Source organism: Rhodococcus sp. WAY2, assembly GCF_009859915.1.
Taxonomy (GTDB): domain Bacteria; phylum Actinomycetota; class Actinomycetes; order Mycobacteriales; family Mycobacteriaceae; genus Rhodococcus_F; species Rhodococcus_F oxybenzonivorans.
The window spans coordinates 5,853,016-5,873,293 of record NZ_CP046572.1 but is presented as its reverse complement, the minus strand read 5'-3'; the positions used below and the strand labels follow the sequence as shown (position 1 = coordinate 5,873,293).

The 20,278-nt window shown below is 65.7% G+C and carries 19 protein-coding genes and 1 riboswitch; of the genes, 7 read left to right on the top strand and 12 right to left on the bottom strand.

Annotated elements, in window-relative coordinates:
* Positions 1-7: 7 nt before the first annotated feature.
* Both GFS60_RS26315 and GFS60_RS26310 read right to left on the bottom strand, forming a co-directional pair.
* Positions 8-1,303, bottom strand: a complete 1,296-nt coding sequence (locus GFS60_RS26315; protein ID WP_159925765.1) for a thymidine phosphorylase — start codon at positions 1,301-1,303, stop codon at positions 8-10.
* Positions 1,296-1,700, bottom strand: coding sequence for a cytidine deaminase (locus GFS60_RS26310; RefSeq protein WP_159925763.1), 405 nt, complete (start codon positions 1,698-1,700; stop codon positions 1,296-1,298). Before GFS60_RS26310 ends, GFS60_RS26315 begins: the two co-directional genes overlap by 8 nt.
* A gap of 253 nt (positions 1,701-1,953) precedes the next feature.
* On the opposite strand from GFS60_RS26310, the gene sdhC reads away from it, so the two are divergent.
* The 4 genes from sdhC to GFS60_RS26290 are packed head-to-tail and all read left to right on the top strand — an operon-like array spanning position 1,954 to position 5,349.
* A complete protein-coding gene (gene sdhC / locus GFS60_RS26305; RefSeq protein WP_109335215.1) occupies positions 1,954-2,358 on the top strand; it encodes a succinate dehydrogenase, cytochrome b556 subunit in 405 nt (134 codons plus the stop codon).
* A gap of 1 nt (position 2,359) precedes the next feature.
* On the top strand, positions 2,360-2,803 hold the full coding sequence (locus GFS60_RS26300; RefSeq protein WP_005239887.1) for a succinate dehydrogenase hydrophobic membrane anchor subunit: 444 nt from the start codon (positions 2,360-2,362) through the stop codon (positions 2,801-2,803).
* 15 nt (positions 2,804-2,818) lie between these two features.
* Complete coding sequence (gene sdhA, locus GFS60_RS26295; RefSeq protein ID WP_159925761.1) at positions 2,819-4,570, top strand: succinate dehydrogenase flavoprotein subunit; 1,752 nt, start codon at positions 2,819-2,821, stop codon at positions 4,568-4,570.
* Positions 4,570-5,349, top strand: a complete 780-nt coding sequence (locus tag GFS60_RS26290) for a succinate dehydrogenase iron-sulfur subunit (protein WP_109331418.1) — start codon at positions 4,570-4,572, stop codon at positions 5,347-5,349. The genes sdhA and GFS60_RS26290 overlap by 1 nt, the downstream gene beginning before the upstream one ends.
* A 94-nt stretch (positions 5,350-5,443) precedes the next feature.
* On the opposite strand, the gene GFS60_RS26285 is transcribed toward GFS60_RS26290, so the two are convergent.
* Both GFS60_RS26285 and GFS60_RS26280 read right to left on the bottom strand, forming a co-directional pair.
* On the bottom strand, positions 5,444-6,808 hold the full coding sequence (locus GFS60_RS26285) for an FAD-binding oxidoreductase (protein WP_159925759.1): 1,365 nt from the start codon (positions 6,806-6,808) through the stop codon (positions 5,444-5,446).
* A 15-nt stretch (positions 6,809-6,823) separates the two neighbouring features.
* The gene (locus GFS60_RS26280) at positions 6,824-8,293 is read right to left on the bottom strand and encodes an APC family permease (protein WP_159925757.1); all 1,470 of its coding nucleotides are present in this window, start codon (positions 8,291-8,293) and stop codon (positions 6,824-6,826) included.
* Between the two features lie 326 nt (positions 8,294-8,619).
* Between GFS60_RS26280 and GFS60_RS26275 the strand changes: the two genes are divergently transcribed.
* A complete protein-coding gene (locus GFS60_RS26275; RefSeq protein ID WP_159925755.1) occupies positions 8,620-9,900 on the top strand; it encodes a D-alanyl-D-alanine carboxypeptidase family protein in 1,281 nt (426 codons plus the stop codon).
* 9 nt (positions 9,901-9,909) lie between these two features.
* On the opposite strand, the gene yhjD is transcribed toward GFS60_RS26275, so the two are convergent.
* The 5 genes from yhjD to GFS60_RS26250 all read right to left on the bottom strand — a co-directional run bounded on the left by yhjD (position 9,910) and on the right by GFS60_RS26250 (position 15,527).
* Complete coding sequence (gene yhjD / locus GFS60_RS26270) at positions 9,910-10,932, bottom strand: inner membrane protein YhjD (protein WP_201453455.1); 1,023 nt, start codon at positions 10,930-10,932, stop codon at positions 9,910-9,912.
* A gap of 5 nt (positions 10,933-10,937) precedes the next feature.
* On the bottom strand, positions 10,938-11,972 hold the full coding sequence (trpS, locus tag GFS60_RS26265) for a tryptophan--tRNA ligase (RefSeq protein ID WP_159925751.1): 1,035 nt from the start codon (positions 11,970-11,972) through the stop codon (positions 10,938-10,940).
* Between the two features lie 51 nt (positions 11,973-12,023).
* Entirely contained in the window at positions 12,024-12,830 is an 807-nt protein-coding gene (locus GFS60_RS26260) for an exodeoxyribonuclease III (protein ID WP_159925749.1), read from the bottom strand.
* A gap of 35 nt (positions 12,831-12,865) precedes the next feature.
* Positions 12,866-14,089, bottom strand: a complete 1,224-nt coding sequence (locus GFS60_RS26255; protein ID WP_201453454.1) for an MFS transporter — start codon at positions 14,087-14,089, stop codon at positions 12,866-12,868.
* 214 nt (positions 14,090-14,303) lie between these two features.
* Positions 14,304-15,527: an NADP-dependent isocitrate dehydrogenase gene (locus GFS60_RS26250; RefSeq protein ID WP_109331429.1), complete on the bottom strand. Its 1,224-nt coding sequence runs from the start codon at positions 15,525-15,527 to the stop codon at positions 14,304-14,306.
* 273 nt (positions 15,528-15,800) lie between these two features.
* A riboswitch (SAM riboswitch) is annotated at positions 15,801-15,920 on the top strand.
* Positions 15,921-16,039: 119 nt separating this feature from the next.
* Here GFS60_RS26250 and GFS60_RS26245 point away from each other — a divergent pair.
* Both GFS60_RS26245 and metX read left to right on the top strand, forming a co-directional pair.
* Positions 16,040-17,323, top strand: coding sequence for a bifunctional o-acetylhomoserine/o-acetylserine sulfhydrylase (locus tag GFS60_RS26245; RefSeq protein ID WP_159925747.1), 1,284 nt, complete (start codon positions 16,040-16,042; stop codon positions 17,321-17,323).
* A 2-nt stretch (positions 17,324-17,325) separates the two neighbouring features.
* Positions 17,326-18,444 (top strand): homoserine O-acetyltransferase MetX, encoded by a 1,119-nt coding sequence (gene metX / locus GFS60_RS26240; protein ID WP_374433350.1) that lies wholly within the window; start codon positions 17,326-17,328, stop codon positions 18,442-18,444.
* A 21-nt stretch (positions 18,445-18,465) separates the two neighbouring features.
* Here the strand turns inward: metX and GFS60_RS26235 are convergent, their stop codons facing one another.
* The 3 genes from GFS60_RS26235 to GFS60_RS26225 are packed head-to-tail and all read right to left on the bottom strand — an operon-like array spanning position 18,466 to position 20,251.
* On the bottom strand, positions 18,466-18,750 hold the full coding sequence (locus tag GFS60_RS26235) for a DUF3017 domain-containing protein (RefSeq protein WP_159925745.1): 285 nt from the start codon (positions 18,748-18,750) through the stop codon (positions 18,466-18,468).
* A 1-nt stretch (position 18,751) separates the two neighbouring features.
* Positions 18,752-19,612, bottom strand: coding sequence for a bifunctional methylenetetrahydrofolate dehydrogenase/methenyltetrahydrofolate cyclohydrolase (locus tag GFS60_RS26230; RefSeq protein WP_201453453.1), 861 nt, complete (start codon positions 19,610-19,612; stop codon positions 18,752-18,754).
* Between the two features lie 33 nt (positions 19,613-19,645).
* Complete coding sequence (locus GFS60_RS26225) at positions 19,646-20,251, bottom strand: pentapeptide repeat-containing protein (protein ID WP_159925741.1); 606 nt, start codon at positions 20,249-20,251, stop codon at positions 19,646-19,648.
* Positions 20,252-20,278: the final 27 nt, after the last annotated feature.

The window sequence follows — 20,278 nt, the reverse complement described above, 5'->3', positions numbered from 1 at the left end:
GTCGACGTTAGCCTGAGGGCTCCTCGATTCGCTCGATGACGAGCGGAGCCGTCACACTCGGCGCGTCGGCGACGATGGTCCATGCATTGGCGAGCGACACCTTCGCCGCCCTGAACCGCTCCGGCGTGTCCGTGTGCAGTGTGGCGAGCGGAGTGCCGACCGTGACGGTCTGCCCGGGTTTCGCGTGCATCTCGATGCCTGCCGCCGCCTGCACCGCCTCACCTTGGCGCGCTCGACCCGCGCCCAGCCGCCACGCAGCGAGACCGACCGCCATGGCGTCGAGACCACACACCACACCCTCGGTCTCCGAGAGAATCACCTCGGTGTGGCGGGCCTTCGGAAGCGGGGCGTCGGGGTCGCCGCCCTGCGCCCCGATCATGGCCCGCCAGCGGTCCATGGCGGATCCGTCCCGGAGCTTGTCCGCGGGGTCGACTCCGTCGATTCCGGCTGCTTTCAGCATCTCTCGGGCCAGCTCGAGGGTGAGCTCGACCACGTCGGCGGGGCCGCCGCCCGCCAGCACCTCCACCGCCTCCCGCACCTCGAGGGCGTTGCCGGCGGTGAGCCCGAGGGGTGCGTCCATCGCCGTGAGCAACGCCAGTGTCCGCACCCCGGCGTCGTTCCCCAGATCCACCATCGTCTGCGCGAGTTCGCGCGCATCGTCGAGCTTCTTCATGAACGCGCCCGACCCCACCTTCACATCGAGCACCAGCGCTTCGGTGCCTTCCGCGATTTTCTTGCTCATGATCGAGCTGGCGATCAGAGGAATCGATTCGACGGTCCCGGTCACGTCGCGCAGCGCATACAGCCGCCGGTCGGCGGGGGCGAGGTCGGCACCGGCCGCGCACACCACCGCGCCGATTGCCGGGTCGGACAGGATTTCGGCCATCTCGGAGGTGTCGAGGTCGGCGCGCCAGCCGGGGATCGCCTCCAGCTTGTCGAGTGTCCCCCCGGTGTGGCCGAGGCCGCGGCCGGACAGCTGCGGTACCGCGGCCCCGCACGCGGCGACGAGCGGCGACAACGGCAGGGTGATCTTGTCGCCCACTCCCCCTGTCGAGTGCTTGTCCACCGTGGGGCGTCCCAGGTGCGTGAAGTCGAGCCGGCGACCCGAGGAGATCATCGCGGTGGTCCATCGGCTCACCTCCTCGCGGGTCATGCCACGGAAGTAGATCGCCATCGCCAGCGCCGACATCTGCTCGTCGGCGACGACTCCGTGGGTGAATGCCTCCACGACCCAGTCGATCTCTGCACCGGTCAGCTCCCGGCCGTCTCGTTTGGCGGCGATGATCGAGGCAGCATCATGCACGGCGGATCCTTTCGGTCTCGTCCGGACCGAAGGCGTCCGGCAGCAACTGGTCCAACGGCCGGATTCCGGCTCGGTGATCGACGAGCAATCGAGGGCCTCCGTGCTCGAGGAGTAGCTGACGACAACGTCCGCACGGCATCAGTATCTCCCCGGCCGCGTCACAGCAGGTGAAGGCCAAAAGCCTGCCTCCCCCGCCCGCAAATAAGTTACCGACCAGTACACACTCGGCGCAGAGCCCTAACCCGTATGAGACATTTTCCACATTGCATCCGACGACAATTCGCCCATCGTCCACCAGTGCAGCCGCACCCACGGCAAATCCCGAGTAGGGCGCATAGGCCCTACTCATCACCCGTTGCGCGTTGGCGCGCAACAGATTCCAATCGATCTCGCTCATGGTTGACCATCCAATCATGCCCACTGAATGGATGCAGAGAATCCCCCCGAAGCCGTCATTTCGATTTGGGGAGGCAAACCTAACTTCGTTTCCGCAGGCTGTACGAATCCGGAGTCGAGTTAGTTCCCGAGATTCTGTTGGGTTTACAGTTCAGAGAAGTCGGTTCAGGATCTCGTCGGGTCCAGCTGAGGTACCCCCGAAAAGCTACGCAGGCTCGACGCGTCCACCAATGACGTTGGAGGCACAGCACTCGATGAGTAGCACGACTGAAGCCGCTCCGGCCAAGGAGCGCACACGGTCGCTTTACCGGGGCGACCCCGGAATGTGGTCCTGGGTTTTGCACCGGATCACAGGCGTAATGACGTTCTTCTTCCTTTTCGTCCACGTGCTGGATACCGCGCTGGTGCGCGTGAATCCCGACACGTACGACAGTGTCATCGAGACCTACAAGAACCCGATCGTCGGGCTCATGGAACTCGCGCTCGTCGCCGCGGTGCTGTACCACGCACTGAACGGTGTCCGGGTGATGCTGGTGGACTTCTGGTCCAAGGGGCCGCAATACCAGCGCCTCATGCTCTGGGTCATTCTCGCGATCTGGTTCCTGGTGATGATCCCGGGCGCCGGCCGCATCTTCTACAACATGTTTGCGGGGCACTGACATGACGACAGAAGCCAAGAGTCTCGGCAAGACCTACGACCGTCCCGCCAGCCTGGACAACCCGCGCTCACCACGCCGGACGTCGAAGAACAACTTCGAGCTGTACGCCTGGCTGTTCATGCGGTTCTCCGGTCTCGCGCTGATCTTCCTCGTCCTCGGCCACCTGTTCATCATGCTGATGCTCGACGACGGTGTGCACCGCATCAACTTCGCGTTCGTCGCAGGCCGCTGGTCCAGCCCGTTCTGGCAGTTCTGGGACCTCACCATGCTCTGGCTTGCCCAGCTGCACGGCGGCAACGGACTCCGGACCGTCATTGCGGACTACTCCCGCAAGGACTCCACGCGCTTCTGGCTGACCACGATCCTCGTTCTCTCGATGATCCTGATCATGGGCCTGGGCACGTACGTCATCTTCACCTTCGACCCCAATATCTCGGCGAGCTAGGGGAGCACAGACTTCATGCAGGAACACCGTTATGACGTGGTCATCGTCGGTGCCGGCGGCGCCGGCATGCGCGCAGCGATCGAGGCCGGGCCGCGCGCCCGCACCGCGGTACTGACCAAGCTCTACCCCACCCGCAGCCACACGGGCGCTGCCCAGGGCGGCATGTGCGCGGCACTGGCGAACGTCGAGGAAGACAACTGGGAGTGGCACACCTTCGACACCGTCAAGGGCGGCGACTACCTCGCCGACCAGGACGCCGTCGAGATCATGGCGAAGGAAGCCATCGACGCGGTGCTCGACCTCGAGAAGATGGGTCTGCCGTTCAACCGCACTCCCGAGGGCAAGATCGACCAGCGTCGTTTCGGTGGCCACACCCGCGATCACGGTAAGGCCCCCGTGCGCCGTGCGTGTTACGCCGCCGACCGCACCGGCCACATGATCCTGCAGACGCTCTACCAGAACTGCGTCAAGCACGACGTCGAGTTCTTCAACGAGTTCTACGCGCTCGACATCGCCATCACCGAGACGGAGAACGGCCCGGTTGCCACCGGCGTGATCGCCTACGAGCTGGCAACCGGCGAGATCCACGTATTCCACGCGAAGTCGATCGTGTTCGCCACGGGCGGCTCGGGACGCATGTACAAGACGACGTCCAACGCCCACACCCTCACCGGTGACGGCATGGGCATCATCTTCCGCAAGGGCCTGCCGCTGGAGGACATGGAGTTCCACCAGTTCCATCCCACAGGCCTGGCCGGGCTCGGCATCCTCATCTCCGAGGCGGTGCGTGGTGAAGGTGGCATCCTCCGTAATGCGGACGGTGAGCGCTTCATGGAGCGGTACGCCCCCACCATCAAGGACCTCGCCCCGCGTGACATCGTCGCCCGCTCGATGGTGCTCGAGGTACTCGAGGGCCGCGGCGCCGGACCGAACAAGGATTACGTCTACATCGACGTGACCCACATTCCCGAGGAAGTTCTCGACGAGAAGCTCCCGGACATCATGGAGTTCTCCCGCACCTACCTCGGTGTCGACCCGGTCAAGGAACCGGTGCCGGTGTACCCGACGTGCCACTACGTCATGGGCGGTATCCCCACCAAGATCAACGGTGAGGTCCTGCGCAACAACGAGGACATCGTCGCCGGCCTGTACGCCGCCGGTGAATGCGCCTGCGTCTCCGTGCACGGCGCCAACCGCCTCGGCACCAACTCGCTGCTCGACATCAACGTCTTCGGACGCCGCGCCGGCATCGCCGCCGCGGAGCACGCGAACACCACCGAGTTCGTGCCGCTCCCCGACGCCCCGCAGAAGATGGTCGAGGACTGGATGGAACTCATCCTCTCCGATCACGGCCACGAGCGTGTCGCGGACATCCGCAGCGAACTGCAGCAGTCCATGGACAACAACGCGTCGGTGTTCCGGACCGAAGAGCGCCTCACTCAGGCCCTCAAGGACGTACGCGCCCTCAAGGAGCGCTACAACCACATCACGGTGCAGGACAAGGGCAAGCGCTACAACAGCGACCTGCTCGAGGCCGTCGAGCTCGGCTTCCTGCTCGAAATGGCAGAGGTCACCGTCGTCGGTGCGCTCAACCGCAAGGAATCCCGCGGCGGCCACGCTCGCGAAGACTTCCCCGACCGCAACGACGCCGAGTACATGAAGCACACGATGGCATACAAGGAGGGCGACGGCCTGCTCTCCGACATCCGTCTCGACTACAAGCCGGTAGTCCAGACCCGTTACGAGCCGATGGAGCGTAAGTACTGATGAGCGCACCTGCAGTCGACAAGAGCGAAGACAAGTCGGATCTCCCTGCCATCCCCGAGGGCGCCGTCATGGTCACCCTCAAGATCGCGCGGATGAACCCGGAGTCGGGCGAGGGTCAGCACTGGGACAGCTTCCAGGTGCCGGCGCTGCCCACCGACCGCATGCTGAACCTGCTCCTCTACGTGAAGGGCTACCTCGACGGCACCCTCACGTTCCGGCGCAGCTGCGCCCACGGCGTGTGCGGCTCGGACGCGATGCGGATCAACGGCGTGAACCGTCTGGCCTGCAAGCTCCTCATGAAGGACATGCTGCCCAAGGACGGCAAGCCGGTCACGATCACCGTCGAGCCCATCAGGGGTCTGCCGGTGGAGAAGGACCTCGTCGTCGACATGGAACCCTTCTTCGACGCATTCCGCGCCGTGAAGCCGTTCCTCATCACCACCGGCAACGAGCCCACCCGCGAGCGCATCCAGTCGCAGCACGATCGCGCACGTTTCGACGACACCACCAAGTGCATCCTGTGCGCCTGCTGTACGACGTCGTGCCCCGTGTACTGGAGCGACGGCAGCTACTTCGGTCCCGCTGCCATCGTCAACGCGCACCGCTTCATCTTCGACAGCCGTGACGAGGGCGCCTCGGAGCGCCTCGACATCCTGAACGACAAGGACGGTGTCTGGCGCTGCCGGACCACCTTCAACTGCACCGACGCATGCCCGCGTGGCATCCAGGTCACGAAAGCGATCCAGGAAGTCAAGCGCGCATTGCTGTTCGCGCGCTGAGCGAATTTCCCAGCACACCAGCAGTTCCCGAGCGCCTGCGGTAACCGGACACGGTTACCGCAGGCGCTCGTCTGCGTCGAGCAGCATGCGGGAATCACCTCGCCGTCGACAACCTCGGTCCAGCCGGTGACACGGGCACGCTCTGCTCGAAATTGAAGACGTTGTCCGGATCGTAGGCGGTCTTCACCTGACGTAGCCGCTCGCAGTGCGAGCCGTAGTACTCACGCTCCCAGTCCGATGCGGCAGCGTTGGGTACGTTGACGTAGGCGCCGTCGCCGTAGGGGCGCAGTGCGCGCCAGAAGTCGGCCGCCCAACTCAGTGCCGTGGAGTTCAGGGCGGGGTCGTTCCAGGCCGCGCCCGGCTCGCAGTAGAACAACGCGTCGCGGTGCGGGAACGCCGATCCACCGGGTGGCGCGTGCCGTACGGCTCCGCCGAAGCTCGAGCAGAAGAAGTTGCTCGGCGGACTGGGCGTATTGCCCATATAGCGGACGATCAGATCGATTGCCTCGTCGGGGAATGGACGACTGACGAACTGGGAGTGAAACTTCCAGAACGGAACGTCGTCCGGACCTCTGTCGACGTCGCCGTAGATGGTCGGCCAGGCGCCCTCCGTCACGGTGACGTCGGGCGTGCCGATCGCGAGTAGCGAACGTAGCTCGTCCTCGAGCCCTGCCCGTGAGCCACCGTGCAGCAGGGCAGACAGCTCGACCACCGTGGAATCCACTTCCAGCGCACTGGTCAGCCGCTCGTCGGCGATCGGCGCCTCGCGCTGCCATGTGCGCAGCAGTTCGCCCAGGTGGTCATGGCCGGTCCACCTCGCGACCAGGTAAGTGACGGTCGAGAGCTCGTGCAGCTTCAACGTGTACGAGGTCGCAATTCCGAAGTTGCCTCCACCGCCGCCGCGGCACGCCCACAGCAGGTCCGGGTTGTCGTGCTCGGTGGCCTGGACGACCGTCGCCGAACGGGAGCCGTCGGCCACCACGATGTCGGCGGCGAGGAGATTGTCGCAAGCCATGCCCAAGCTGCGGGTCAGTAACCCGAAGCCACCGCCGAGGACCACGCCGCCCAGACCGACCCCACCCTCCGAGCCGGTCGGAACAACGAATCCGCGTTGTCCCAGCGCCGCGACCGTCTCCTGCTGTGTCAGCCCCGTCCCGACCGTCGCCGTGCGCGCGGTGTCGTCGATGACGACGCTCTTCATCCGACTGACGTCGATGACCAGGCCCCCGTCGAGCGAAGACCAGCCTTCGAGACTGTGGCGTCCGCTGCGCACCCGCAGGGCAATGCCTTCCGTTCGTGCCCATCGGACCGCGTTGACCACGTCCTGGGTACTGCAGCAGAACACGATCGCCTCGGGATAGTGCGAATACACACGGTTCCAGCCGACCCGCGCCGCTTCGTAGCCGTCGTCACCCGCACGCACGACCTCGCCCGTCAGATTTGCCGTGGTGAGAGTCATCGGTTCACTTCCAGGTCAGTGCGAGAAGACATCGGCGTCTCCCGGCTCGGTTTCCAGTACCTCGCGTGTGAACACCAGTAGGTAGAGGAAGTACACCCCTCCCGCGAGGAGCACACCGAGCGCAATCAGGAGTGACGTCACAGCACTCGAGGGCGACATGATCACGAACAGCACCACAGCCGACCACACGAGGGCGCCGTACGCGATCGGCATCTCGAAGCGCCCGAGGTCGAACGCGCCCTCCTTACGATCCAAACGCTTGCGCACCGCAAGGTAGAGGACAATTATCGCGCCGTAGAGGACCGCTGAAATGACCGTCCCCACCGTGAGGAGCTCGAGCAGTGCCCCACCCGGCAACGCGGCCATCAGGACCACCCCCACGACGACGATCAAGATGGTCGCCGGAATCGGTGTCTGCGTGCGCGGGTTGACCCGGCGCATCAACCGGTGAGCAGGGAAACGTGCGTCGCGCGACATGGCGAACACCATCCGCGAGCAGGTGGCCAGGGTCACCATCCCGGCGCCGAAGAAGGCGAACGCGATCGCGACCAACAGCGTCCTCTCCATCACCGGACCCAACTGATCGCGCAGAATCGCCGCCACCGGTGTGTCGCTGGCGCTGACCCGGGCGACGTCGTCGATCGCAATGGTGAGTGCAACCAGGAACACCAGTCCCAGCACGCCTGCCGCCACCACCGATCCCACGATCGCCCGCGGAACGCTGCGGAACGGGTCTTTCGCCTCCTCGGCCATGTTCGCCGCGGAGTCGAACCCGACGAGCGTGGCAAGCCCCATGATCATCGCAGCCATCAATCCACCGCCGACGGCGAAATAATTGGGGGCGCCCTCGGCGATACCGCGTGAGGTGAGGTTGCCGATCGAGCCCTTGCCCGAGAACGCCACAGCGACGAAAAGCCCGATCGCCAGCACCACGACGATCACCAGCTCCAGCCCCACCGCGCCCGACGTGATCAAGCCGACGAGACGCGTGGAGAACACGACGAAGACCGCCTGAATGAGCACCACGACGAGCGTGATCACCCGCGCGGTGCCTTCGTCGGGCTGCATGCCGAACAGGGGCATGAGAGCGCTGCTTGCCATCGCATTGTCGACCGTCACCACACCGATGGCGAGATAACAAAAGGTCAGCCACCCGAACAACCAGCCGACTTTCGGGTTCGCCAGCCGCGACGCCCATTGGTAGGAGGAGCCACTGAGTGGTATTCGGGCCGCGAATTGAGCGATCACCAAGGCGATCAGGGTCTGACCTAGCGCGACGACGACCCAGAGCCAGATGCCGACCGGACCGGCGTCCCGAAGGACGTCGTTGTACGTGCCGAAGATCCCGACCGCCACCGAGATGAACGCGAACGACACCGCGAACACCTGGAAGGAGCCCAGAGTGCGCTTCAGCTCCGGCTCGTAGCCGCAATCGCGACATTCTCGGTCTGCGGTCTGCGCGCCCACCACATCTTCTGCCGTCATCTCGGCCGCCTCACATCAGAATCGGGAATTGCCGGAAGTGCGGATCGCTGGAACGACGATGTCGCGACGCTCGCTGCCACCATTAGAGCGAGACTGGTCTGTTTCATACTCCCCCTACTGGGCACGTATGTCAGCGTTGGTTCGGCTCCCTAAATACTCTGCTCCGGCACATTCGGGGTGAGGCCTGCCACACTCGGCGCGACGTCTTCGCTCGGCCAGGAGGGCGCGCGCTCGCCCCGACGTCACGAATGGATGTCACTCGGCCAGTGCTTTTCTCGCGCTCGGTACCCATGACATACGCTCCTTCTCCGATGAGGTGGCGTCGAGTGGGTATCGCAGTCGTGTCCGGGGTTCTCTTCGCCGGACTCTCGGTGACGTCTGTGGGCGCCATTCCTCCCGTCGTTCCGTCGCCGCCCACGTCGACGCCGTTCACCACTCCCAACACCGACAACTGTCCGAACCGGTCGTCTCCCGCTCCCGCCGTCGACTCTTCAGAGGTTCCTCGGCCGGGTGATCCGACACCGAGCGCGATGGCCGTGCCCGACCGCCCTGTCGGTGGTGCGAAGCTCGGTGCCTGCGGGGTGGTTCTTCCCGACGACGCACCGCCACCTCCCGCGGACATCTCCGCGTCGGGATGGGTCGTCGCGGACATCGACAGCGGGGCCGTGCTCGCTGCCAAGGACCCGCACGGCCGATACCGGCCTGCCAGCACCATCAAGATGCTGCTGGCGCTCGTGGCTCTCGACGAGCTCGACCTCGACAAGACTGTGACGGCCACCGCCGAAGACGCCGAGGTGGAGGGCAGCGCCGTCGGAATCGGCAAGAACGGCCGATACACCAATCGACAACTGATGCAGGGCCTGGTGATGGCGTCGGGCAACGATGCGGCTCATCTACTGGCACGGCAGTTGGGCGGCGACGATATCGCGGTCGAGAAGATGAATCGCCTCGCCGACACTCTCGGCGCCCACGACACCCGTACGGCGACGCCGTCCGGACTGGACGGGCCCGGCATGAGCAGCTCCCCGTTCGACCTGGCCCTGATCTTCCACGCCGCGATGAAGAACCCGACGTTCGCCGAGCTGATCTCCACGGAGACTGTGCAATTCCCCGGATTCCCCAGGGACCCCGCGATACCCGGGGATCAGGACCGTCCCCCATTCGCGTTGGCCAACGACAACCAACTGCTCTACAACTATCCCGGCGCACTGGGCGGCAAGACCGGATTCACGGACGATGCGCGCCACACCTACGTCGGCGGCGCCGACCACGGTGGCCGTCGATTGGTGGTCACCCTCATGGGCGCCGAAGCTCAACCCATCCGGCCCTGGGAACAGGCCGCCCGGTTGCTGGACTACGGGTTCGGGCTCGATTCAGACGCGGAGGTGGGTTCCCTCATCGATCTCGAACCGTCCGAGGACTCCTCCGGCGCGGTACTTGCAGCAACGCCGGATCAGAATTCGGCTGACACGACCAGCTCTGGCGTCGCCTCCAGCTCCGATCGCGCCGACGACACCACGGCTCTGCGCATCGGTGTAGGCGTCGGCGGTTCGGCGATCATCCTCGTGCTGCTGCTGTGGGCGTGGCGCCTCCTGCGCCGTCGTTGACTGCCGCCGTCAGCGTTTACTGCGGAACAGAAGGCCGGACAGTCCCAGCGCGGCGAGTGCGCCTGCGCCGACGAGAGCGAGTCCGCCGCCGATCCCGGGACCTTCGTTGACCTGGACGCGAGGCGTGATGACCGCCGGATCCGGCGGGGGGACGAAGGCGAGCGCCAGACTCTCCTGGGTAGTGGCCGCCCACGCGGTCGCGAAGAGCAGCATCCGGCACGTCAGATAGATGAAGACCAGGAGACCGATGATGGGTCCGAACGCCACGCCGGCCGGACCGCTGGTGACGATCGAGAGATAGATGGCCCCGACCTGCTTGAAGGCCTCGAACACCACCGCGGCGAGCACAGCAGCTTTCATCGCACTGCGGAAGGCAACAGGCTCGCGGGGCAAGCGGGAGATGACCCAGGTGAACACCGCCCAGGTGGCGACCACGGACACCAGCGTCGACAGGACGCGCAGACCGAGGTCGATGCCCGCGATGTTGTCGAGGTTCAACACCCTCACGACTGTGCCTGCCACCGGACCACTACTGAGGGCCGACGCGCCCAGCGACACCACCATCGCCAGACCGAGTCCGATGAGAGCCCCCGCATCACCCAGCTTGGTCTTCAGGAACCCCGGGGATTCGTGGGTACTTTCCCACATCGCGGTAAGGGCATCGCGCAGATTCGCCATCCACCCGAGCCCCGCGTAGGCGGCGCCGAGCAGGCCGAGGACACCCACGCCGGCGCGGGACGCAATCGCCGAATCGATGACGGTGTTGAGCGTGTCCCCGAGACTCCCGGGAACATTCTTGGTGATGCTCTCTTGCAGTTCCTGCAACAACTCCGGCTGGCCGGCGAGTATGAAACCGGCGATGGCGAACGCGATCATCAGCATCGGAATGAGTGACAGCACACTGAAATACGTGATTCCGGCGGCGTAGTAGTCGCCCTTCTGCTGCTGGTATCGCCCGGCGGCCCTTATCACGTGGTCGAACCAGGGGCGCGCTGCCCGCTGTTTCTCGAGGATGCTCGCTTCGTCCGCCACAGTGCTCAACCCTTCGGTGTCAGGAACCCGACCTTCTCGTACACGGTCGCCAGCGTCTGCGACGACACCTCACGGGCGCGGTGCGCACCGGCGGCGATGATCCGATCCAGTTCGGCCTCGTCCGCGAGGAACTCGTCGACCTTCGCCCGTAACGGTGTCACGAAGTCGGTGAGAACGTCGGCCGTATCGGATTTCAGATCGCCGTATCCCTTGCCCTCGTAGCCCGCCACCAATGTCTCGATGGGCGTGCCGGACAGTGCGGACTGAATGGTCAGCAGGTTGCTCACACCGGGTTTGGTCTCCCGGTCGTAGCGGATCTCCCGCTCGTTGTCGGTCACCGCGGACTTGATCTTCTTCGCGGATACCTTGGGGTCGTCGAGCAGATTGATCAAACCGGCGGGACTCGGCCCTGATTTGCTCATCTTCGACGTCGGATCCTGCAGGTCGAAGATCTTGGCGGTGCCCTTGATGATCTGGGCCTCGGGGATCACGAACGCCTTGCCGAACCGGGTGTTGAACCGCTGGGCGAGATCGCGGGCCAGTTCGAGGTGCTGGCGCTGGTCTTCGCCGACCGGTACACGCTGCGGCCGGTAGAGCAGGATGTCGGCGGCCATCAGCACCGGGTAGGTGAACAGGCCGACGCTGGCGTTCTCGGTGCCCTGCTTTGCGGACTTGTCCTTGAACTGCGTCATGCGGCTGGCCTCACCGAAACCGGTGATGCAGTTGAGGACCCACGCCAACTGCGCATGCTCCGGAACCTGGCTCTGCACGAACAGCGTCGAGCGGTCGGGGTCGATTCCGACGGCGAGCAACTGGGCCACAGCGATCTTGGTGCGACGACGCAACTCCTTGGGATCCTGCGCGACGGTGATCGCGTGCAGATCCGGAATGAAGTAGAACGCGTCGAATTCGTCCTGCAGAGGAACCCACTGCTGCAGCGCGCCCAGGAAGTTACCGAGATGGAACGAGTCGGCGGTGGGCTGGATGCCGGAGAGCACCCGGGGCCTGGCGGTGGGCTTCTGATCTGCAGGGGTCGACATGAGTACTGATCTTTTCACGTGGGGCGGAACGAGACGAATCAGATACCGGGGTCAGCGGTACTGGACGGTGACGGGTGCGTGATCCGACCACCGCTGGTCGTAACTCTCCGCTCGCTCGACCACGGCCTGCTTGGCGCGTTCCGCGAGCGCTCTGGTGGCGATCTGGTAGTCGATGCGCCACCCGGAGTCGTTGTCGAACGCCTTTCCCCGGTAGGACCACCACGAGTACGGGCCGGCGATGTCGGGGTGGAGGAGACGCACCACGTCAGACCAATAGGCGTCCTCCGCGAAGAGAGCGCTCATCCATTCACGCTCGTGCGGCAGGAACCCGGAATTCTTCTTGTTGGTCTTCCAGTTCTTCAGGTCGAGTTCGGTGTGAGCGATGTTCCAGTCGCCGCACACCACCATGTGCCGCCCGGCGGCGACCGCGGCGCGCGCGCTGTCTGCCAGGTAGCGGCCGAAGGACTGCATGAACCGTTCCTTCTCCTCCTGCCGAGGCGTTTGTGCCTCGCCGGACGGCAGGTACAGGCTCGCGACCGTCAGATCGTCGAAGTCGGCCTCGAGGTACCGGCCCGCTCCCAGGAACTCCTCGTCACCGTGACCCACCCGAAAGGCGTCCGCCGGTCTACGCGAGAGGACGGCGACACCGTTGCGTCCCTTCGCCGACGGCTCCGCGGACGCGAGATGCCAGCCGCTCGCCAGTGCAGGCGCGAGAGTCTCGGCCAGCTGTTCGTCGGATGCCCGAGTCTCCTGCAGGCACACGACGTCGGCCTCGGTGCGCTCGATCCACTCGGTGAGCCCCTTGCGGGCGGCGGCGCGAACGCCGTTGACATTGACGGTGGTGATGATGTGTGGCACGGCAAGCACCGTAGCGGACGCGTACGACAGCGCGACTACCGAGACGAACGGGCGCTGCGGCGTTCCATGGCGACCGCCACAGTGAGGACCACGAGGCCCGCCACGGCGAGCAGCGCACCGACCGCGGCGGGCGCCGTGTACCCGTAGCCGGCCGCGATCACGACACCACCGATCCAGGCTCCGAAGGCGTTCGCGATGTTGAGCGCGGCGTGGTTGAGGGACGCCGCGAGCGTCTGGGCGTCCGCGGCGACGTCCATCAGCCGGGTCTGCAACCCGGGCACCATCGAGGCACCCGCCGCGCCCACACCGAAGACGAGCACCAGCGCCGTGTACGGGTTGTGGGAGGCGATGACGAAAACCGCGAGGAGCACCCCGAGCGCCGTCATCGAGACGAAGAGACCGGGAACCAGTGCCCGGTCGGCCAGTCGGCCGCCGAGGAGATTGCCCGCCACCATGCCGAGCCCGTAGATCATCAGCGCCAGTGGCACCAGGGAACGGGAGAGGCCGGCGACGTCGGTGAGCGTCGTACTGATGTACGTGTAGACGGCGAACATGCCGCCGAACCCCACCATGCCGATGATCAGCGTCATCCACACCTGAGGACGGCGGAGGGCGCCGAGTTCGGTGAGCGGATTGGTCATCCGCATCGCCGCGAGTGGAGGCAGCCAGGACCAGATGGCGACGAGGGTCACCGTGCCGATGCCGGCAACGAGGACGAAGGCGCTACGCCAGCCGAGATTCTGGCCCAGCCACGACGCGGCGGGCACACCCACGACGTTGGCCACGGACAGTCCCATCATCACGAGGGCCACCGCCTTGGCCCGCTTGCCGCGCTCCGCGAGGTGTGCGGCGACGAGTGCTGCGACCCCGAAATAGGCACCGTGCGGCAGGCCCGCCACGAAGCGTGCAGCCATCACGACCCCATAGTTCGGTGCCAGCACGGTGGCGGCGTTGCCGAGCGTGAAGGCGGCCATCAACGCGATCAGCAGCGTCTTGCGTTGCACTCGCGCCGTCAGGGCGGCGATGAGCGGCGCCCCGACGACCACTCCCAGCGCGTACGCCGAGATCACGTGCCCCGCAGTCGGCTCGCTGATGCCCAGGCTCGCCGCCATGTCGGGCAGGAGACCCATGGCGACGAACTCGGTGGTCCCGATACCGAACCCACCCAAGGCGAGCGCGACCATGGCGAGCGTGCGGACCGACGAATGATGCGCGACGACACCGGCCGGCTCGGGGCGGACGGACGTGGAGGTGCTCACAGAAGACACACTTTCGGATAGAGACGTACACGACTACACGGCAGAGAGCGCCTCAGTCGGCAACCACCTCCGGAAGGATTCTCTTCCCTGTTCCGGCCCGGCCGTGCATGGGACGGCCGTGAGCTCACTCACCCCCGGCTGACCTGCGAACACAGAACGGGACGTCCCCACAGAGGGAACGTCCCGTATCTGTACTGCTGGCGGTGCTGTGCGCTTACTGCTCGGCGATGGCCTTCTGGAGGTTGATGTCCAGCGCACCGAGGAACTCCTCGGTGGTCAGGAAGCCCTGATCGCCGCCGACCAGCATCGCGAGGTCCTTGGTCATCTGGCCACCCTCGACGGTCTTGATGACCACGTCCTCGAGCTTCTGCGCGAAGGCGATGACGTCGGGGGTGTTGTCCAGCTTGCCGCGGTGCTCGAGTCCACGGGTCCACGCGAAGATGGACGCGATGGGGTTCGTGGACGTCGGCTTGCCCTGCTGGTGCTGACGGAAGTGACGCGTCACGGTGCCGTGTGCGGCCTCCGCTTCACAGGTCTTTCCGTCCGGGGTCAACAGCACGGAGGTCATGAGGCCGAGCGATCCGAAGCCCTGGGCCACGGTGTCGGACTGCACGTCGCCGTCGTAGTTCTTGCACGCCCAGACGTAGCCGCCCTCCCACTTGAGCGCCGACGCCACCATGTCGTCGATGAGGCGGTGCTCATAGGTCAGACCTGCCGCGTCGAACTCCGACTTGAACTCGGTTTCGTAGACGTGCTGGAAGATGTCCTTGAACGCGCCGTCGTACGCCTTGAGGATCGTGTTCTTGGTCGACAGGTAGACCGGGTAGTTCTGCTGCAGGCCGTAGTTGAGCGAGGCCCGGGCGAAGTCCGTGATGGACTTGGTGAAGTTGTACTGACCCTGGACGACGCCGCCGTCCTCGGGGAAGTTCACCAGCTCGTGCTCGATCGGCTCGCTGCCGTCCTCGGGCGTGTAGGTGATCATCACCTTGCCGGGCCCGGGAACCTTGAAGTCGGTGGCGCGGTACTGGTCACCGAAGGCGTGGCGGCCGATGATGATCGGCTTGGTCCAGCCCGGAACCAGTCGCGGAACGTTGGAGATGATGATCGGCGCACGGAAGATCGTTCCACCGAGGATGTTACGGATGGTGCCGTTGGGCGACCGCCACATCTTCTTCAGGCCGAACTCCTCGACACGGGCCTCGTCCGGGGTGATGGTCGCGCACTTGACGCCCACGCCGTGCTTCTTGATGGCGTTGGCCGCGTCGACGGTCACCTGGTCGTCGGTCTCGTCCCGGTATTCGATGCCGAGGTCGTAGTACTCGAGGTTCACATCCAGGTAAGGATGGATCAATTTGTCTTTGATGAACTGCCAGATAATGCGCGTCATCTCGTCGCCGTCGAGTTCGACGACGGTGCCCTCAACCTTGATTTTGGACATGGGTGCTTCGCGTCCTCCTAGGAAGTTTCCCTGGTTACACGGTTGCGGGCACACTTTGTGAGTGGGTCCGCGAACGGTTCGCTTATCAAACGTAGACGGTCAGGACGGTCGCTGGGAGACCGCGCCTAAACAAGACAAGCGTACTGCTATGCGCCGGGCTCGCAACACCTGGGGCCCTGCAACCTGCTCCTACTCGCGGGTAACTTTTCCCTGCTAGGGGCCCTGATCGGTGCCGTTTCCGGTCGTTCGGCTCCAGCCGCTAAGATCACCAGAGGTCATGAGTGCCAGCAACGAGCCCCGGCTAGCTGGCCGGCAACCCTCCACCGCGGTGGGGTGCCCCGGGTGATGACCTGGTTCCCTGATTAACACGCAGTCGGGTGACAAGCGCGGGTCCGACATCGGAGGTTCATGATGTGTTGTTGTTGTCGTAGATAGACCCCAGCCACGCCCTGTGCGCGAACGATCCCGAATATGTCGTCCGCGCCTCGTCAGACCACTGGAGTAGACAGCACATGACCGAGAACTGGTCGTTCGAGACCAAGCAGATCCACGCCGGGCAGACATCCGACGCCACCACGAAGGCGCGGGCACTGCCGATCTACCAGACCACCTCGTACACCTTCGACAACACCGATCATGCTGCCGCACTGTTCGGCCTGGCCGAGCCGGGCAACATCTACACCCGCATCATGAACCCCACCCAGGACGCCGTCGAGCAGCGTATCGCTGCACTCGAAGGGGGCGTCGCCGCGCTGCTGCTCTCGTCCGGACAGGCCGCGGAGACCTTCGCGATCCTCAACCTCGCCGAGGCCGGCGACCACATCGTCTCCAGCCCCCGTCTCTACGGCGGCACCTACAACCTCTTCCACTACACGCTGCCCAAGCTCGGCATCGAGGTCTCGTTCGTCGAGGATCCCGACGACCTCGAGCAGTGGCGTAGCGCGATTCGCGACAACACCAAGGCCTTCTACGGCGAGACCGTGTCGAATCCGCGGAACGACGTCCTCGACCTCCCGGGCATCTCCGGCATCGCGCATCAGCACGGCCTACCGCTGATCGTCGACAACACCGTGCCCACGCCCTACCTCATCCGCCCGCTCGAACACGGCGCGGACATCGTGGTCCATTCGGCCACCAAGTACCTCGGCGGCCACGGCACGGCGATCGCCGGTGTGATCGTCGACGGCGGCACCTTCGACTGGACCCAGGGCAGGCACCCGAGCTTCACCACCCCCGACCCCAGTTACCACGGTGTCGTCTTCGCGGAACTCGGTCCGCCGGCCTACGCCCTCAAAGCGCGGGTACAGCTGCTGCGCGACCTCGGTTCCGCCATCTCGCCCTTCAACGCGTTCCTCATCGCACAGGGCCTCGAAACGCTGAGCCTTCGCATGGAACGGCACGTGTCGAACGCGACCACCGTGGCCCAGTACCTCGAGGCCCGGCCCGAGGTCGTCTCGGTCGGCTACACCGGGCTCGCTTCCTCACCCTGGCACGAGCGCGCCAAGCAGATCGCTCCCAAGGGCGCAGGCGCCATCGTGACGTTCGAACTCGCCGGCGGAATCGACGCCGGAAAGAAGTTCGTCAACGCTCTCACCTTGCACAGCCATGTCGCCAACATCGGTGACGTGCGTTCCCTGGTGATCCATCCCGCGTCCACCACCCATTCGCAGCTGACCCCCGAGGAGCAGGCCGCCAGCGGCGTCACCCCCGGGCTGGTTCGCCTCGCCGTGGGCATCGAGGGAATCGACGACATCATCGCCGATATCGAAACCGGCCTGACGGCGGCGGCATCTTGACCGTGAGCGCACTGCAGCAGCTGCCCGTGTCGGACGGACGTCTGGGCTACATTGACATCGGCTCTCTCGAGCTCGAGAGTGGAGCCGTCCTTCCGTCCGTCACCCTCGCCGTGCAGCGCTGGGGCGAGCTGTCCCCCACCCGGGACAACGTGGTTCTGGTCGAGCACGCTCTGACCGGCGACTCCCACGTGACCGGCCCCATGTCCGACGAACATCCTTCACCCGGCTGGTGGAGCGGGATGGTGGGTCCGGGTGCACCGATCGACACCGACGAATGGTGCGTCGTCGCCACCAACGTGCTCGGCGGTTGCCGGGGCACGACAGGGCCGGGTTCGATCGCCGAAGACGGCCGTCCGTGGGGCAGTCGCTTTCCCGAGATCTCCATCCGCGACCAGATTGCGGCGGAGAAGAAGCTCACCGACCTTCTCGGCATCGGGAAGCTGGCGTCTGTCATCGGCGGGTCGATGGGCGGAATGCGCGCCCTCGAATGGGCCGTCACCTACCCCGACCGGATCGCGTCCGCACTCGTCCTGGCTGTCGGTGCCCGCGCGACCGCGGACCAGATCGGTACCCAGACCACGCAGATCGAAGCGATCATCAGCGACCCCGACTGGCAGGGCGGCGACTATCACGGCACCGGGCGGATTCCCCGTACCGGGCTCGGCATCGCCCGCAGGATCGCGCACCTCACCTACCGCAGCGAGAGCGAGCTCGATTCACGGTTCGCGAACTCCCCGCAGGTGGGCGAGGACCCGTGGCGTGGCGGCCGGTATTCCGTCGAGAGCTATCTGCAGCACCAGGCGGACAAGCTGGTCGGCAGGTTCGATCCGAGCACCTATGTGCTTCTCAGCGAGGCGATGAACCGGCACGACGTCGGCCGCGGCCGCGGTGGGGTCGCCGCTGCGCTCGCCACCGTGACTGCACCGGTGATCGTGGGCGGCGTCGACTCTGATCGGCTCTATCCGATCCGCCTGCAGGAGGACCTCGCCAACGAGATCCCCACCTGCGACGGCCTCCGGGTACTCAACTCCCGGGACGGCCACGACGGGTTCCTCACCGAGGCCGATGCCGTGGCCAAGTTGCTAGCCGAGACGATGGAATTGGCCCGCACAGGACGCTGACGATGCGCCTGCTCGGGACCGTCAGTCGGTCCCGAGCGGGTCGATCGACACGGCGAGCCAGACGATGGCTCCCCCGACAGCCACCAGCGCGCCGACGTCGAACGACTTGCTGCGGACGGCGAGAAGGCCCACGCGCTCCGAGGGCATCGTCAAGCGGAAGATCGCGGCCAGCAGCGTCGCGACACCGAAGACGAACGCTCCCCGTCGCCACCGTTCGGCCAGCACGAAGACGACGGCCACCGCGATGACGAGGAGAACGGCGAGCATCGGCAGATTCTTCTTCGCGAACTGCCCCCAGTCCGCCATCTCAGCCGCGAGAAGCCGCGACGCGCTCGGCCCGCTCCACGACGTTACTCAGCAGGAATGCACGGGTGAGCGGTCCGACACCACCCGGGTTCGGTGACAGGAAGCCGGCGACCTCGGCGACATCGGCCGCCACGTCTCCGCGCAAACCGTCCTCGGTGCGGCTGACACCCACGTCCAGCACGGCGGCGCCGGGCTTGACCATGTCGGCCGTGACCAGACCGGGAACACCCGCCGCGGCGATCACGATGTCGGCGCGGCGAACCTCGGCGGCCAGGTCCCGCGTGCGGGTGTGGCAGAGCGTGACGGTGGCGTTCTCGCTGCGCCGGGTGAACAGCAGACCGATCGGCCGGCCCACGGTGACACCGCGACCGACGACGACCACGTGCGCCCCCTCGATCGGCACCTCGTAGCGCCGGAGCAGGTGCAGGATTCCGCGCGGCGTGCACGGCAGCGGCGCCTCCTTGCCCAGGACGAGCCGGCCGAGGTTGTCGGGGTGCAGTCCGTCCGCGTCCTTGTCGGGGTCGATGCGCTCGAGGGCGGCGTTCTCGTCGAGCTGCCGGGGCAGCGGCAGCTGCACGATGTATCCCGTGCAGTCCGGGTTGGCGTTGAGCTCGTCGATCGTGGCGTCGAGCTTCTCTTGGGTGATGTCACCGGGAAGGTCTCGTCGGATCGACGTGATCCCGACCTTGGCGCAGTCGTTGTGCTTGCCGCGCACGTACGCCGCCGATCCCGGATCGTCGCCCACCAGGACGGTCCCGAGCCCGGGTGTGATGCCCTGGTCCCTCAGTGCGGTCACCCGCACCTTCAGGTCTTCGAAAATCTCGTCGCGGGTGGCCTTGCCATCGAGGATCGTTGCAGTCACGGAGCCCATTCTCTCAGGTACCCGATACCCGCGTCAGGTCGGTTCCACCACCAGCCCGTGGGCGGCGGCGTAGGCGATGGCCTGGGTCAGTTCGATCTGCGCCCCGTCGAGTGAGGCCGCCGTCCACAGATGTGCGTCGACGTGGGCGCCCCGCAGGTCGGCGCCGCCCAGTTTCGCGCCCCCGGTGCGGGCACCGAGGAGGTCGGCCGCACGCAGAACCGCGCCCCGCAGGTCGGTTCGCACGAGGTTGGCCTCACGGAACCGGCAGTCGGTGAAGTCGAGGTCCCGCAGATCGGCGCCGCCGAGCGAGGCGAGCGTGAAATCGCATTCCTCGACGGCCATCGGGCGCAACCGGCAGCCGTCGAACTCGGAACCGAGGAAGCTGCAATGCCGGAACATGCTGTGCCACAACGTTGCCCGCGTGAACGAACAGGACCGAAAGGCCGTTCCGACATGCTGCGACTCCGACAGGTCGGCACCGGTGAAGTCGCAGTCCGTGAAAATCACCGATTCCGTGCGGAGTCCGCTGAGATCGGCGTCGCGGAAGTGGCACTTCGTGTAGTGCCGCCGACGCCAGTCCTGACCCGGGAGTCGCGCGTCGCCGAAGTCCTCACCCACCACTTCTTCCACTGCATCCATCCGTCCATCATGCCGCCCGACGGTGTA